Source organism: Bartonella sp. AA81SXKL (assembly GCF_042196945.1).
In the GTDB taxonomy this organism is placed as follows: domain Bacteria; phylum Pseudomonadota; class Alphaproteobacteria; order Rhizobiales; family Rhizobiaceae; genus Bartonella.
In genome coordinates, this window is sequence record NZ_JBHIRH010000017.1 from 1 (window position 1) to 14,236 (window position 14,236).

The 14,236-nt window shown below is 35.1% G+C and carries 15 protein-coding genes and 3 pseudogenes; 11 read left to right on the forward strand and 7 right to left on the reverse strand.

The window, feature by feature from the left end:
- The 4 genes and pseudogenes from ACFINZ_RS07680 to ACFINZ_RS07695 form a co-directional block, all read left to right on the forward strand.
- Positions 1–654: pseudogene (locus ACFINZ_RS07680) on the forward strand (late control protein); the annotation flags it as partial.
- 15 nt (positions 655–669) lie between these two features.
- Positions 670–1,227 (forward strand): antA/AntB antirepressor family protein, encoded by a 558-nt coding sequence (locus tag ACFINZ_RS07685; RefSeq protein WP_375635102.1) that lies wholly within the window; start codon positions 670–672, stop codon positions 1,225–1,227.
- Between the two features lie 250 nt (positions 1,228–1,477).
- Positions 1,478–2,208, forward strand: a pseudogene (locus ACFINZ_RS07690) (antA/AntB antirepressor family protein).
- Complete coding sequence (locus ACFINZ_RS07695; protein WP_375635101.1) at positions 2,205–2,483, forward strand: hypothetical protein; 279 nt, start codon at positions 2,205–2,207, stop codon at positions 2,481–2,483. Before ACFINZ_RS07690 ends, ACFINZ_RS07695 begins: the two are co-directional and overlap by 4 nt.
- Before the next feature lie 42 nt (positions 2,484–2,525).
- On the opposite strand, the gene ACFINZ_RS07700 is transcribed toward ACFINZ_RS07695, so the two are convergent.
- The 4 genes from ACFINZ_RS07700 to ACFINZ_RS07715 form a co-directional block, all read right to left on the reverse strand.
- Positions 2,526–2,846 (reverse strand): addiction module antidote protein, encoded by a 321-nt coding sequence (locus tag ACFINZ_RS07700; protein WP_375635100.1) that lies wholly within the window; start codon positions 2,844–2,846, stop codon positions 2,526–2,528.
- Positions 2,833–3,135, reverse strand: coding sequence for a type II toxin-antitoxin system RelE/ParE family toxin (locus ACFINZ_RS07705; protein WP_006589072.1), 303 nt, complete (start codon positions 3,133–3,135; stop codon positions 2,833–2,835). The genes ACFINZ_RS07700 and ACFINZ_RS07705 overlap by 14 nt, the downstream gene beginning before the upstream one ends.
- A gap of 111 nt (positions 3,136–3,246) precedes the next feature.
- A complete protein-coding gene (locus ACFINZ_RS07710) occupies positions 3,247–3,570 on the reverse strand; it encodes a type II toxin-antitoxin system PemK/MazF family toxin (RefSeq protein ID WP_208431501.1) in 324 nt (107 codons plus the stop codon).
- Positions 3,570–3,794 (reverse strand): antitoxin MazE family protein, encoded by a 225-nt coding sequence (locus ACFINZ_RS07715; protein WP_375635099.1) that lies wholly within the window; start codon positions 3,792–3,794, stop codon positions 3,570–3,572. Before ACFINZ_RS07715 ends, ACFINZ_RS07710 begins: the two co-directional genes overlap by 1 nt.
- A gap of 142 nt (positions 3,795–3,936) precedes the next feature.
- Here ACFINZ_RS07715 and ACFINZ_RS07720 point away from each other — a divergent pair, with 142 nt between their 5' ends.
- The 5 genes from ACFINZ_RS07720 to ACFINZ_RS07740 all read left to right on the forward strand — a co-directional run bounded on the left by ACFINZ_RS07720 (position 3,937) and on the right by ACFINZ_RS07740 (position 7,509).
- Entirely contained in the window at positions 3,937–4,599 is a 663-nt protein-coding gene (locus tag ACFINZ_RS07720) for a lysozyme (RefSeq protein WP_375628342.1), read from the forward strand.
- A complete protein-coding gene (locus ACFINZ_RS07725) occupies positions 4,596–4,823 on the forward strand; it encodes a hypothetical protein (RefSeq protein WP_375665295.1) in 228 nt (75 codons plus the stop codon). The genes ACFINZ_RS07720 and ACFINZ_RS07725 overlap by 4 nt, the downstream gene beginning before the upstream one ends.
- 131 nt (positions 4,824–4,954) lie before the next feature.
- Positions 4,955–5,167, forward strand: coding sequence for a hypothetical protein (locus ACFINZ_RS07730; RefSeq protein ID WP_375624260.1), 213 nt, complete (start codon positions 4,955–4,957; stop codon positions 5,165–5,167).
- A gap of 266 nt (positions 5,168–5,433) precedes the next feature.
- Positions 5,434–6,327: a hypothetical protein gene (locus tag ACFINZ_RS07735; protein ID WP_375701289.1), complete on the forward strand. Its 894-nt coding sequence runs from the start codon at positions 5,434–5,436 to the stop codon at positions 6,325–6,327.
- A 249-nt stretch (positions 6,328–6,576) separates the two neighbouring features.
- Positions 6,577–7,509 carry a hypothetical protein gene (locus ACFINZ_RS07740; RefSeq protein WP_375701290.1) on the forward strand — a complete coding sequence of 311 codons (933 nt, stop codon included), beginning with the start codon at positions 6,577–6,579 and terminating at the stop codon, positions 7,507–7,509.
- 45 nt (positions 7,510–7,554) lie between these two features.
- On the opposite strand, the gene ACFINZ_RS07745 is transcribed toward ACFINZ_RS07740, so the two are convergent.
- Together ACFINZ_RS07745 and ACFINZ_RS07750 are read right to left on the reverse strand one after the other, a co-directional pair.
- On the reverse strand, positions 7,555–8,712 hold the full coding sequence (locus tag ACFINZ_RS07745) for a tyrosine-type recombinase/integrase (RefSeq protein ID WP_375701291.1): 1,158 nt from the start codon (positions 8,710–8,712) through the stop codon (positions 7,555–7,557).
- A 277-nt stretch (positions 8,713–8,989) separates the two neighbouring features.
- Positions 8,990–9,188: pseudogene (locus ACFINZ_RS07750) on the reverse strand (helix-turn-helix transcriptional regulator).
- Between the two features lie 1,021 nt (positions 9,189–10,209).
- Here ACFINZ_RS07750 and ACFINZ_RS07755 point away from each other — a divergent pair.
- Together ACFINZ_RS07755 and ACFINZ_RS07760 are read left to right on the forward strand one after the other, a co-directional pair.
- On the forward strand, positions 10,210–10,872 hold the full coding sequence (locus tag ACFINZ_RS07755; protein WP_375701292.1) for a lysozyme: 663 nt from the start codon (positions 10,210–10,212) through the stop codon (positions 10,870–10,872).
- Entirely contained in the window at positions 10,869–11,096 is a 228-nt protein-coding gene (locus ACFINZ_RS07760; RefSeq protein ID WP_375618608.1) for a hypothetical protein, read from the forward strand. Before ACFINZ_RS07755 ends, ACFINZ_RS07760 begins: the two co-directional genes overlap by 4 nt.
- A gap of 1,758 nt (positions 11,097–12,854) precedes the next feature.
- On the opposite strand, the gene ACFINZ_RS07765 is transcribed toward ACFINZ_RS07760, so the two are convergent.
- Positions 12,855–13,127 (reverse strand): hypothetical protein, encoded by a 273-nt coding sequence (locus ACFINZ_RS07765; RefSeq protein ID WP_375638585.1) that lies wholly within the window; start codon positions 13,125–13,127, stop codon positions 12,855–12,857.
- Between the last annotated feature and the right edge of the window lie 1,109 nt (positions 13,128–14,236).

The window sequence follows — 14,236 nt, forward strand, 5'->3', positions numbered from 1 at the left end:
GCAGCCAATGGCTTAGAAACAGATGTGGGGGACGACCAAAAAGCCGCGGCTGATGCACGAGAACCAGAAGAGATTGAGGAAGGTGAAGATGTTATCCATATGGATGACAATGACGCCCCCAATTTGCCTAAAGCAGAGACGGAAGCCAAAACACCTGAAAATCAAGAGCAAGAAGAAGAGAAAAAAGGCGGTGTTATTGCAAACTATCACGATATTCGCACTGGTGAAAAAAAAGAAGTCAAGGTTGGTAAAGAGCCTTTTCATGAACTCAAATACACCTACCACAATCAATCAGAAGCTGTTACGGCCATTGCTGCTTATCGCAATAAATCATCACGCGGTAAGTCTTCTTTCTCATGTGATATCGGTGGTGATCCGTTTGTACAAGCAGAAGCAAAACTTGTTCAAGAGCCCCCTTTCCGCCCCTATATTCCAGCAGAATGGCGCATCAAGAGCGTTAAGCACAAACTTGATAAAACGGGTGGTTACACCACAAAAATAGAGTGCGAACTTTTTGATAAAGCGCAAGAAGATGCGGCTGGAAACGTTGCAAACACAACACCAGACAAGGACGATACCCTTGATCCAAACGCACCACCAAACGCATGCGACGAAGGCGAAGGCGTCATCCATATGGATGAAGAAGATAGATAAGTCAAATTAGCAAAAATATCAGAACAAATAATTGGACAGGAAACAGTTCAAACTGTTAACGCTCGCGAATTACACGCATTTTTAGAAGTAAAAACCAGTTTTAAAGATTGGATTATCAGACGTATTCAAGATTGTAAATTTAAAGAAGAGCATGACTTTTGCTCTTTTTTGAGCGAAAGTTCAGGTGGACGTCCTTCTAAAGATTATGCTCTCACCTTAGACATGGCTAAACATCTTTCTATGATAGAGAGGAATGACAAAGGACATGAAGCGCGTCAATACTTTATCAAATGTGAACGGCTTTTGAAACAAGTAACAACACCACAAGTTGACTACTCCAAACCCGAAGCATTACTTGGTGTTTTGAATCACTTACAAAGCCAAATTGAGCAGAAGGATAACACCATTGCCGAATTAACACCAAAAGCAAAAGCTTTGGAAGGCTTAAAACGCTCTGATGGTTTGTTCGGTTTGATAGAAGCAGCAAAGATGTTGGAAGTGCGACCAAAGGACTTAACAGATTATTTTTATAAAAACATTACATTGCCACTTGACAATGTAGCGACAATATGAATAATCGAATTAGGTGCCTCAAAAACACCTTAAATACCAAGCGGGCGAGCTACCGAGATAGTTTATTTTCCGCACATTAAAGGCTTTGACTCATTGTATGTTACACGCATATAATGATATTGTCGGGTGTGGTTACGCTATACAATACCCTTGCGGGAAAAGCGTAACGACGGACTTGGTACCGTGTTTTTGAGCACCCGGCACTTTTTAAAGAGTGTCAATCAAAAACGTCTATTACCAAGGAGTTCTCATGAACACACTTATAGAAATATCAGAACAGGTCATTGATCAAGAGACTGTTCAAACTGTTAATGCGCGTGATTTGCACGCATTTTTAGGAATTACATCAAAGTTTGCAGACTGGATTAAAAATCGCATTAAAGAATGTAAGTTTCTGGAAAATATAAACTTTATAACGCTTTCTAAAAATTTAGAAAACGGTGGAAAGGTAAAAGAATACCACATTACATTAGACATGGCTAAACATCTTTCGATGATAGAGCGTAATGATAAAGGGCATGAAGCGCGTCAATACTTTATCAAATGCGAACGGCTTTTGAAACAAGTAGCAACCCCACAAGTTGACTACTCCAAACCCGAAGCATTACTTGGTGTTTTAAATCACTTACAAAATCAAATCGAACAGAAGGATAACACCATTGCCGAATTAGCACCAAAAGCAGAGCTTTGGATGGTTTAAAACGCTCTGATGGGTTGTTTGGTCTTATTGAAGCAGCGAAAATGCTTGAAGTACGACCAAAAGATTTAACGGATTACTTACGTAAACATGATTGGGTGTATCGACGGGCTCCAGGAGCTCCCTTGTTACCTTATCAAGATAAGATAAAGAAAGGATTCATGGACTGCCCTGCTATCACCATTCAAAAACCAGATGGTACAGAAAAGGTACTCCCTTCAACAAAAATTACCTCCAGAGGATTAGCATGCTTAAGAGAACAAATCCATGGGGGTGTACAATGAAGATAGATACCAACTTCTTATGTGACTTATGGATGGCATTATCTCGATTTTCTAGACATGAAAATATGAGCGATAAAGATTGTACTGCTCTGGTTGACACTATGAGTGTAATAGAAAAAGCTTTGATTTCAAAACTTCAGGATGAACTACCCAATATTACAAAGATTTTAGCAATTCTTACAGATTTTGGAGATTCAGAGTTACCGCATAGCATGGATTCTTTGTTACGCGCTTATGAACCAAATTTCGAGAGCCCCATTAAAAAGGTTGCTTAAGTAAAAAATATGCCCCTCCCCGTTCTCAAAATGGGGAGGTGGTTAAGATGCTTCTTCTAAAGTTGTCTGCTCCTTACAATTCTTTTGAATAGGTGTCAAACTCATTTGCAAATCTAATGCACTTAAAACACTAAGAAAAGTAGAAAGCCGTGGATCACCTTTATCGCTTAAAGAACGATAAAGAGACTCGCGATTTAGTCCTGTTTCTTGAGAAACAGCTTTCATTCCTTGTTTACGCGCAATAATGCCTAATACATGTGCAATATAACCGCTATTTTTGGTTTCTAAAGCATCATCTAATAAGATCTTAAAGTCTTCAGGTGTATTAAAATATTCACTTACATCAAATTTAGTAATTTCCATGTTTCATTTCCTTTACTAATTGAAGGGCTTTTTCGATATCTTTTTGTTGTGTGGATTTATCACCAGCATTTAATAACAAAATGATTTGTTTCCCTTGTTTTACAAAATAAATCCTATAGCCTGGTCCATAATTTATTTTTAGTTCACCAATGCCACGGAAATATTTCACGTCTCCTAGAAGCCCATATTCAAGGCGGAAAATACGTGCAGCAATTTTCTTTTGCACTTGTTTGTCTTTTAACGAATCTAACCACTCTGTAAAATAGTGTGTTTTTTTAACAATAAACATTTGTAGTTTATATGCTACATAATAGATAATGTCAAATACATTCTTTTGTTCCAATGAAAAAGCTACATGAAGCTTAACCAAGCTATCTTTCCGAAGAAAAAAATCCAATTTTTATTTTACTATTCCTAAAAATACAGCCAAACAACGTTCAATCTCCAGCATTTCCTTTGCTTGAAGAGAGCCAAAAATGGAACTCATTTTGTCACATCTTACCGTCATAATCTTATCAATCATTACTTGCGAAGGTTTTTGCAAACCATTTTTAGCGTTTGGCTGAATCGTAATGCGGAGTAATGGCGCATCAACAAGTGTACTTGTAATTGGTAAAACCGTCATGCTGGTATGTTCACTAAATTGATTAGCTTGAATGATCAATGCGGGTCTTGGTTTACCAAAATCACCTTGTATCGCTATTGTTACCAGAGAACCACGCATCATTCTGTCCAACCATCAACATCCATTAAAGATTGATCCATAAACAACTGTATAGATGTATCAGCTTTATCCATTTTTGCTACTAAGCGACATTGGCGGCGACACTCTTCTGCAAAATTTGGCTGGCGTGTATCTGGAACCCAAATCTGCATTAAGCGCAAACCTGCTTTTCTTTGCGTATTGCGGTGTTTTTGAACCCGTTCATTAACGTGCATTGTAGCCATAACAAAATCTCCATTATGTTTCATGTAACGTATAACACAGAAAAAAGTTACATGAAACGAGATTTTTAATAAAAGGCAATAATTGCAATTTTTAATATTCACTCATCCCCGCCTTGTGTGGGTTTTTTTTATGGAGAATCATATGCGAAAAATATCATCAGAAGGACTAGCACTTATTAAACAATGGGAAGGTTTGCGTTTGAACGCCTATAAAGATGCCATTGGGGTGTGGACAATAGGTTATGGACATACAAACAGTGCTGGAAAGCCTTTTATTTACGAAGGCATGACAATCACTGAAAAGCAAGCAGAAGAACTTCTTTGCCAAGATTTAAGACAATTTGAAAATGTCGTTGAACGCGCTGTTACAGTTTCATTAACAGATGAACAATTCGCGGCGTTAGTGTCGTTTTGCTATAATGTAGGAACAGGAGCCTTTTGTAACTCGACACTGTTAAAAAAGCTCAATCAAGGTGAATATGAAGCTGTCCCTGCCGAGCTACAGAAATGGACCAAAGCAGGCGGGAAGCGTCTTGAAGGTCTCGCACACCGGCGTGCGGCAGAAATAGGCTTATGGGCAAAAGGGGCTTATGTTTCCTCCAATTATCAAACAGTAGAAACGCAAGCACCAACAGGGCTTTTCAAAGCCGAAGCCCTTGCACCGATTATTGGTTCTTTTTCTGGGCTTGGAGGCTTATTAGCAGGAAATGGACCAATCCAATGGGCTTTGGCCACCATTATGATTTTAGCCGCATGTGCTGGTATTTTCTTTGTTGCTAAACGCTTTCAGGAGCATCGTCTATGATCTTATGGATGAAAAGAAATCTGATGCTAACAGGCGCGGCTTTAGCTGCTTTTTTTATGATTTTAGCAAGAGCTTTTACTCTTGGGAAAAAAGCAGAGCAACAAAAGCAAACAGAAAAAGCTTTAAAAGCAGCCACAACACGTCTGGAGGTGGAAAGTGAAGTTAATCAAAAAAGTGATGCTGATGTGCGTACTGCTCTCTCTGACTGGTTGCGCGACAAATAAATATGCTTCTTCTTGTGTTGGCTGGTTGCCAATTTATTTAGATAAGCAAGATCTGAACGCCATCAGTTCAAACTTAGCAAGAGAGATCTTAAAGCACAATAATCTAGGTGAACGCGTGTGTGGGTGGAAACATGGCTAGAAAAAAAACACAAGACGATACAGAACTTACAGAAGCAGAAAAAGAAATCCTCCAAGAAATCATCATGACCTACAAAAGTGTAAAAGTGATGTCTCGTTATACAAAATGGATTGTACTCATTATACTCTTATTAGCACTTGATTTTTCACGTATTATGGATGCATTAGTAAGTATTTTTACACAAAAACCAAATATCCGACTCTAAACATACTCTGAGACGCGCGAAATTCTTTAGAAAATGGATTATTAATTTTGCTCGTCTCATGGAGACGATAGACAATATCTTCGCCCATTTAAAACAGTGGTTCTCAAAGAATTAATCTTTGAATTAATTGTTTCATGAATTTAAAGCTTCTAATAAACTGTATTTGATATGAACAGCTTCGAAATTTTAATCCTTTAAGGATGAAGAGGAAGTCAAATCTTTGTAAAACGACACAATTGATTGTCTTTTATAGATTAGAGTGGATAATGAAAACAAATTTAAGTGGCCGCGTAAGAAATACATCTTTACCAGAAAATCATGCTCTACTGCCTCTTTTTGAAGCAGTTGTAAATTCTATTCATTCCATTGAAGAAATAGGAAATGATTTTTCCTCACGCTACATTATAGTTTCAGTCATAAGATCGAAGCAAGCTTCACTACCACTTGACAAAGATACAGAAAAACTAAACGAGACAGAAATTGTAGGTTTTAAAGTGATCGACAATGGTACAAGCTTTAATGATCATAATTTTCAATCATTTAAAACTTTAGACTCAGATTATAAAAGAGATAAAGGTTGCCATGGTATAGGACGACTTTTATGGCTTAAAGCTTTTGATAATATAAAAATCAGGAGTATTTATGAAACAGATAGAGGATTAAAAGGGCGCACATTTTTATTTGATGCTGCTGCAGGTATAAAAGAATTAGATGAATTTCAAGATAATTGTACGAAGAGAGAAACTATTGTTGAGTTAACAGGTCTAAACCAAAAATATAAAAATCATATTCCTAAAAAACTACAATCTATCGCAAAAGCACTCTTAGAACATTGTCTCTGGTATTTTGCAAGAACTGGTGGTTGCCCTTTCATAACTATTGAAGATGACACAGAAAAGATATTATTAAATGATCTATATGAACAATGCATGCATGGAGCCATTTTAAATGAAAAAATAAAAATAGAAAATTATAATTTTTCTATTATGCATATTAAATTTAGATCCTTACCTTTAGAAAATCAGGCTTTATGTTTTTGTGCAGGCAATAGAGCTATTACAAAAGAAAAGTTATCTGAGAAAATTCCGGGTATGCAATCAAAACTGCAAGATGATATAGGTGAATTTATCTACTCTTGCTATGTAAGCTCTCTTTTTTAGATGAAAGAGTACGTTCTGAAAGAATAGGCTTTGATATTGAAGAAAATGTTGAAAATAAACAAGAAGATTTATTTGAAGGAAAAAAATATCATTTCCGATAATACGACAAGCCATTTATGAAAGAATTCAAAAATATTTAGCTGTAGAATTAAAGCAAAACATTCAAAACAGTAAGGAGATAGTTGAAAGTTCACACATAAAGTACCACGCTATCGTCCACTCCTAAACTATTTAACAGACAATGACTATATGATTTCACCTAAAATAAATGATAAAAAATTGGAACTACATTTGCATGAATGTCTTGCTAGAGTAGAAAATGAAATTTTAGAAGAAGGTCATAATGTTTTAGCAGTTCAACAAGGAGAAAATCCAGAGCGGTACGCTGCAAGAATTAATAAATATGTAAACGCTGTCGGTGATCTTAAAAAGTCCGATTTGGCTAATTACTTATGCCATAGAAAGACTATTATAGAGCTTTTGAAAGAATCTTTAAATTCTCTTTCTACAGATGATGGTAAAGAAAGATACGTTAAAGAAAATGTTATTCATCAACTCATAGTGCCCATGAAGTGCGATTCTAATTCTGTAGCTATGGATAATTGTAACTTGTGGTTGATAGACGAAAAATTAGTATTTCATGATTATTTAGCTTCTGATTTATCATTAAAAAAAATGTCTATTACCGGCTCTATGGAAAAGGAAAGACCTGATATATGTAGTTTAGAATTATGTAATAATTCTATTTATTGGAATCCTTTATTAGTATCAGATAGCAAAGAGGGTTTAGAATCTCCTACTTTGGCATCTCTTACTATAGTAGAAATAAAGCGTCCAATGAGAAATGATGCAGAAGCTGGTACCGACAAAGATCCTATTGAGCAGGTCTTTACTTATTTAGAAAAAATTCGTGAAGGTGAAGTACGTACCCCAAAGGGGCGTCCAATAAATTTGAACGGAAAAGTTCCTGGTTACTGTTATGTCATCTGTGATCTAACTGAAAAAATACAAGAGTGTTGCAAACGTTGGGATTTAACAGAAGCGGGTGATCATATGGGGTATTTTGGATATCACAAAAGTTACGAGTCCTATATAGAAGTGATTTCATTTGATAAACTCATAGCTGATACTGAGAAAAGACATCAACGATTCTTTGAAGCTTTAGGGTTGCCATTACGATAAAGCAATAGCGATTATATTTCTGATTTAATGATTTTGAATATTTTGTCAAACCACTCCCGATATAAAGCTAGCCCACAGCTCTAAAAGAACACGCCGTTGCTCTAAAAAATCCGTTCGCATGTAGGCTTTCGTCACTGAACTCCCAACTGTATGTGCAAGAACAGTTTCGGCAATCTCAAATGGTGTTGACGTTGTCTCTGCTATCCAATCCCGTAAGCTTGACCGAAAACCATGGGGACGATAAGTCAAACCACAAACTGTCATATACTTTGCCATGGTGGCATCAGAAATGGGGTTGCCTCTAAGACCAGAAAAGAGAAAACCATTCTTTTCAAAGGGGAGAGTTTTTTCAATAACTCTCAAAGCTTCATCACTTAGTGGCACACGAAAGACTGAAACTTTTCCTACAATACCTTTCATGTTTTCTTTTGGTATCGTCCATATATTTTTGTCAATTTGTTCAAGGTGCAAATAGCGCAATGGATATGACCGTGCTCCTGTCAAAATCAATAACTTCAGTGCTAAATTTGAAAGGATCTTATCATCCAAGCTTTGATAAAATGCCGGAACTTCTTGCCATGGCATAGCAGGAATATTTGTTGATGTCGCACGTGGTTTTCCTAAAAGCGCGCGTGCCTTCATACAAGCCTGTAGATCAACATCTAAACCAAGAGCCGCTGCATATTTCAAACAAATATTGATACGGTTAAGTGCTTTTCGCGCTGTGTCTGCTTTTTCATGCCAAAGGGGTGCGAGAACATTGCGAATGATATTGGCTGTTAATTTTTCTATAGGTAAATTACCTATGTGTGGAATCACGTGCAACTCTAGTGGAGAAAACCAGCGACCGTTTTTACCTTCATTTTTCAACTCTGCTTTTTTGCTTTCAAAAGCCGCTTTTGCAATTTCTTGAAAAATATTGCTTTGCTGTTTTAAAATAGTCTGTTCTCGAAAGACAATAGGATCATTGCCTTCTTTAAGAATATCACTATAATATCTTGTAAGCTCACGCGCTTCTTTCAGAGAAAGTTGTGCGACTGGACCGAGCCCCATTTCACGGCGTTTATTGTGGTATGTGTAACGAAAAAACCAAGAGCGTGTATTGTCTTTTCTAACATTCAACCATAACCCCGCCCCATCACAATATTTACCTTGAGAAGCAGACTTTACAAGCAATGCTGATAACCGATGAAACGCCCTCACTTAACGTCCCCTCTCGTCCACCTTTTTGGGTCCACCTTTTAGACCACCTTTAATTTCTGATTTGAGATTTTTTCTTTAATACTTAATTTTTTATTGAATCATAAAAAGCTATAGACATCAATACGCCCTTACACATCTTTATATACTTTGAATCTTATTGCTAAGCCCCTGCTTGCCGGCATCCGGCACCACCTTTTGTTTTAATGTATTGAAATATATATATTTTTTATTTAATTATCTGTTTGAAGATTACCTTCTAGGGTTTATACGATTTTATCTAATCTGTTGTTATCTGCTCCGTATTTTTCTCTGGAATAAATGCTAAAGTCTCTTTCTTTCTCCACCTCACTGCTCTCCCTAGCTTATATGGCTCCGGCCCCCTGAAGCATCTAATGGCGAATCGTTGTTGTGGATATACTAAAAAGCTGTGCACACTCACGTATTATTACATATCTATTGCCATCATCAAATATCATCTCATTGCCTTTTTATTTTTTATGTTATGTAAATGGGCTGGGATGCTAGGAGGAGAGAGATTCCTATATTTTCAAGCAGCCTTTTGTCAAAATCTTTTGTGTCTCTTGTGCTATTGCCTCTAAAAATATTTCAATAGCTTGATTGATTTGTTTAAGAGGCTGCTGGAAACGTAGCCAATACAACACCAGACAAAGATGATACCATTGGACCCGAACGCCCCACCAAATGCTTCATATGAAAAAGAAAATATATGAAACTGAACTACTTGTTCAAATTTATTACAGTACAATATTCTTAAAAAAACTATCAAATATCATTGGTCTATATATTGAATATGCTCCACTAATATATTGTTTCATTTGGAAACAGACTGCAAGAGAGGGGAAATATCCATTATGTTTTTATGTAACAGTTTATTTGAAATCCTTCATAAAGGTATTTTTTAATGAAATTAAGCAATTAGGAGAAAAAACAAAGAATAATTAAATTAACTATAGATTTTTTTATTAAATATGTATAACACGTTATGTATATGCTTTATTGATTCTAAGATAAATTTTAGATGTATAATGTTAAATTATAATGTTTTTTTGTTTTTATAAAAAAATTCTGTGGTGCAATTTATGAATTTTGAAATTACTTAAAAATCAACACCTAATTATTTCATTAATTATTATGTCTCTTATTTTTTGTTAAAAGTGCTTTTTGTCATCGGAATTATTGAAGTTTTTTGAAGTAAAGTTCTTCTAAATCATTCTAGATCAACTGATTTATGAGTGAAATCTATCTGATTATAAATGGAATTATTATAAAGTTATTGTCTTTAGATGGAGATCAATTGCTGCAAAATGAATAGTATTTAGCATAATCTTTATTCAAAAAAATGATATGGATCTTAAAATAATCCACTATGGATGTTTTGAATTTATTATGCCCTTTCGCTGTTCTGTTCTTAAAAATGAGTAGATGTAAGTTTTTAATTCATATCCTGCTTTGTGTAGTTTTTTATAGGTAAAAATAATGCGAAAAATATCAAAAGAAGGGCTTGTATTGATTAAGCAATTGGAAGGCTTACGTTTATCAGCTTATGAAGATTCTGGTGGTGTCTGGACAATTGGTTATGGACATACAAGTGCTGCTGGTGCCCCAAGCGTCCACAAAGACATGCAAATTACGGAAAAAGAAGCTGAAAAAATCCTTTGTCAGGACTTGAGGGAGTATGAAGCTGTTGTTGAAAAAGCCGTTACCGTTCCTTTAAACGATGAACAATTCGCGGCATTAGTATCATTTTGCTATAATGTAGGAATCACAGCATTTCGCAATTCTACACTTTTAAAAAAGCTTAATAAAGGTGAATATGAAGCGATACCAACCGAATTGCAAAAATGGACAAGAGTAGGAGGAAAACGTATCCAAGGTCTTGTCAATCGCCGAGCAACCGAAGCAGGATTGTGGGCAAAAGGAGCTCATGTTGCCCCCAATTATCATGTAGTAGAACCAAAAGGCGTAACAGGTATTTGCAAAGTAGAAGCTCTTGCACCAATCATAGGTTCTTTTTCAGGGCTTGGAGGTCTTTTTGCAGGAAATGGTCCTGTTCAATGGGTTCTAGCAGGCATTATGGTTTTAGCTGCTTGTACGGCTATGATATACATTGCTAAACGTTTTCAGGAACACCGCCTATGATTTTATGGATAAAAAAATATCTGACAATGACGTCAGCGCTCATAGCAGCTTTTCTTATAGCTTTAGTCAAAGCCTTTTTTCTTGGGAAAAAAGTTGAGAAGCAAAAGCAAACAAAAGAAGATTTCAAGATAGCGACAACACGGCTTGAGGTAGAAAATGAAATTAATAAGAAAAGTGATGCTGATGTGCGCACTAAGCTTTCTAGCTGGTTGCGCGACGAATGAACGAACTTCTTGTATTGGATGGCTGCCAATTTATTTGAATCGACAAGATATCAATGCCATTAGTCCAAATTTGGCGAGAGATATTTTAAAACATAACGAACAAGGTGAACGTTTATGTGGTTGGAGAGATAAACAGAAAATAAAGTGATAAAAATATAATTCCTCTGAAACATCAATCAATGAAAAGATTTGAAAGAGGTGGATACATTCAGATTAAAAGTAAAAGCACTTAAAGGATTAAAACACTCTGGTGGTCGATTAGATTTAATTAGAATGACTGAGATGTCTGAATTGAAACTAAAGGATTCAACAGATTATGTTTGTGTAAAATGATTGAGTCTATTGATGTATTCTAAGGACATCTTTGTTATCCTATCAAAAGAAGATGAGAAAAGATTTTATGGATTGCACTACTATCGTCGTTCAAAGAACTGATCATACACAAAGGTTCTGTTTTCAACAAAAATAACATCTAGGGGCTGGCATGCTTGAAGAAAAGCAATCTACGGAGCTATATAATGAATAATGGTAAGGCTTTTATGTGATTTGTAAATGATGTTGTTTCAGCTTCCTAATTATAATAATGATGTTGACGATAAGGCAAATACTTTCGCACTGTATCTGCTTTTTCATGCTAAAGTGGCGGGAAAACATTGTGAATGATCTTGGCTGTTAATTTTTCTATAGGTAAATTCCCTATGTGGGAAATGACATGCAACTCCAGTTGAGAAAACCAACAACCATTTTTGCTTTTATTTTTTAACTTAGCTTTTTTACTTTCAAAAGTCGCCTAGCAATTTCTTGAAGAATATTGCTTTACTATTTTAAGATAATTTTTTCCTGAAATAAAATCCTTCTTTTAAAATATTACTGTAATATCTTGCAAACTCATGTACTGCTTTTAGAGAAAGTTTGTAATAAGACCGTGCTTTTCACGGCTTTTATTGTGATGTGTATAACGGAAAAGTTAAGAATGCGTATTATCTTTTCGAACATTCAACTACAATCTATTTCATCACAATATTTATCTTGAGAAGATACTTTTACAAAGATACTGATAATCTATAAATCGCTCTCCCCTAATTCACCTTCTCGCTCATCCTTCCATGCATTGCCCGTCCACCTTTTAAACCACCTTAAATTTTTGATATAAAATTTTTTCTTTAATTTTTATTTTTTATTGAATCATAAAAATGATATGTCTCAATCTCACTTCTATGCATCTTTATACGCTTTGATTCTTGTTTCTAAAGCCTAGATTGCCTACATATCGTTCTGTTTTTATATTTTGATAGAAATATCTTCTATCAGTTCACTTTTTTCAAAAGATTCTGAAAGGATTCTCAAAAAGTCTGCAAAGTTAAAGACTATTTAATACGTATTGTTTCTTTTTTAGAAATCAAAATTGGTGATGCCCCATTCCTTACCAGCAATTGTGTTATTTGCAGAGCAGTCTGTATAAGATGGTGTAACCTCTTTTATAAAATTAACTAAAGTTTTTTGAATTTCTAGCATATTGTTTAAAGACAAAAAACTCCCTCTTATTATGCAAGCAGCTTAGACATCGGCTGATAATCCTCCCGCTTATAAAAATCCTTTCTTTAATCACCCTCAAAACCACAATTAAAGTGGTGAAAGATAAAACAAGATTTTTAGGCGATCATAACGCACAATAAAATCAGACCAGTCTAAATGTTCAATGCTAACACCTGCTAAACAGTGGAAATAAGTTTTAGCACGCATTCAAATTGGAAGGGCTTAAGCCCCCCGCGCGCTACGATGGTTTTCTACTCTCATCGTACGATTTACATTCCCTCTAAAACTTAATCGCTGTAAATATAAAAATCTTGAAGCCCGTTCTAAATCCGTGAGAGTTTCTGGATCTTGCTGTATTAAACGTTGAAATTCCTCACAACTGCTCATCTGAAATGCTAACATTTTCATAAAAGGACGATAGTGGCGTTGTAACATCCCTAAAAAGTTTACGACATAACCTGAGAGATTATTGCTGATTTCAGGAGATAGAATCAATTTCTGCTCAAAGAAAATCTCACCCATACCAACAAAAAGGTTTAATGCTACATGCCATGAGGAATGTTCTCAAATAATTTTGATATTTTTTGATCAAATTTCTTTTGCCACCAATATCGGCAGCAACTGGTGTAGAATTAACAAAATTATAATTTTTTATCTTAAAATGTATCCATCATTTTTTACATTCTTTCATCTATCTTAGCCTTCTTTTCACAGCTTCAAATGATAAAAAGTAACTGCAATGTTAAGTCGTTTTGCATCGAACAAATTTCTCGCAAACTATCCCTATTGGCTAGATGACAATCCATCCTCTATTTAAAGAGAGAAAAACTTTTCTTTTTTATTCAGCGATAAAGTAAATATTATCCAATTACTTATGAGTAGTAATTCGATCAAATGGAAACTGTAATTCTTTCTACTCTAAGTAATCTTGTACCCATTTATATAGGTTTAGGAAAGCGTGTTGTTATAAATATTCATAAAAATGCTTCAAAAATTGATATCAGCAAAACTTCTGTTTAAAAAAGGAAAAGATGTTCTCTTACCTACTACTGAAGAAACTATTCAGATTTGTCTTGATGTTGCTGAAGAGCTTCAAAAAACATGAAGTTATCCCAACGCTTACAAGTGTGCCAACAATTCAACTTTGAGATAATAGATCAGTAAGTTATGCCAATCTCACCAATCTGTTGTTGTCTGTGAAGAGCATAGTATCAAAGTAGAAGCTTGGAGATGCAATTGTTAAATCGCTTATGGAACAAAACATTCTATGCCAATTTGTATCATTGCCCCCCACCATCCCCATCTGCAATAAAAACGAACTGGATATTTTAACAAGTTATAAAATCAATCGAGAACGCATAAATAGTGTTAGAAATGACATACTATACAAAAAATATTCAACTGCTTCCTAATATGCTCGTCAGTTCAAAAACATCATAAATCATTGAGAATACAAGAAAATAAGAAAGAAAAGCACATTAATTCACGCAGTTTTGCTCTCAGTAAACGAGCTTTTTTAAAGATAGTACGGATATTTTTTTCATTGCTTAAAAATGTACTCCATAAAAACAATATCATATCCATATAATATATTATCCAATGAT

Coding starts and splice junctions, on each gene's coding strand:
- ACFINZ_RS07695 (WP_375635101.1), top strand. CDS start 2,205: ATGAAGATAGATACCAACTTCTTATGTGACTTATGGATGGCATTATCT.
- ACFINZ_RS07700 (WP_375635100.1), bottom strand. CDS start 2,846: ATGGAAATTACTAAATTTGATGTAAGTGAATATTTTAATACACCTGAA.
- ACFINZ_RS07705 (WP_006589072.1), bottom strand. CDS start 3,135: ATGTTTATTGTTAAAAAAACACACTATTTTACAGAGTGGTTAGATTCG.
- ACFINZ_RS07710 (WP_208431501.1), bottom strand. CDS start 3,570: ATGCGTGGTTCTCTGGTAACAATAGCGATACAAGGTGATTTTGGTAAA.
- ACFINZ_RS07715 (WP_375635099.1), bottom strand. CDS start 3,794: ATGGCTACAATGCACGTTAATGAACGGGTTCAAAAACACCGCAATACG.
- ACFINZ_RS07720 (WP_375628342.1), top strand. CDS start 3,937: ATGCGAAAAATATCATCAGAAGGACTAGCACTTATTAAACAATGGGAA.
- ACFINZ_RS07725 (WP_375665295.1), top strand. CDS start 4,596: ATGATCTTATGGATGAAAAGAAATCTGATGCTAACAGGCGCGGCTTTA.
- ACFINZ_RS07730 (WP_375624260.1), top strand. CDS start 4,955: ATGGCTAGAAAAAAAACACAAGACGATACAGAACTTACAGAAGCAGAA.
- ACFINZ_RS07735 (WP_375701289.1), top strand. CDS start 5,434: ATGAAAACAAATTTAAGTGGCCGCGTAAGAAATACATCTTTACCAGAA.
- ACFINZ_RS07740 (WP_375701290.1), top strand. CDS start 6,577: ATGATTTCACCTAAAATAAATGATAAAAAATTGGAACTACATTTGCAT.
- ACFINZ_RS07755 (WP_375701292.1), top strand. CDS start 10,210: ATGCGAAAAATATCAAAAGAAGGGCTTGTATTGATTAAGCAATTGGAA.
- ACFINZ_RS07760 (WP_375618608.1), top strand. CDS start 10,869: ATGATTTTATGGATAAAAAAATATCTGACAATGACGTCAGCGCTCATA.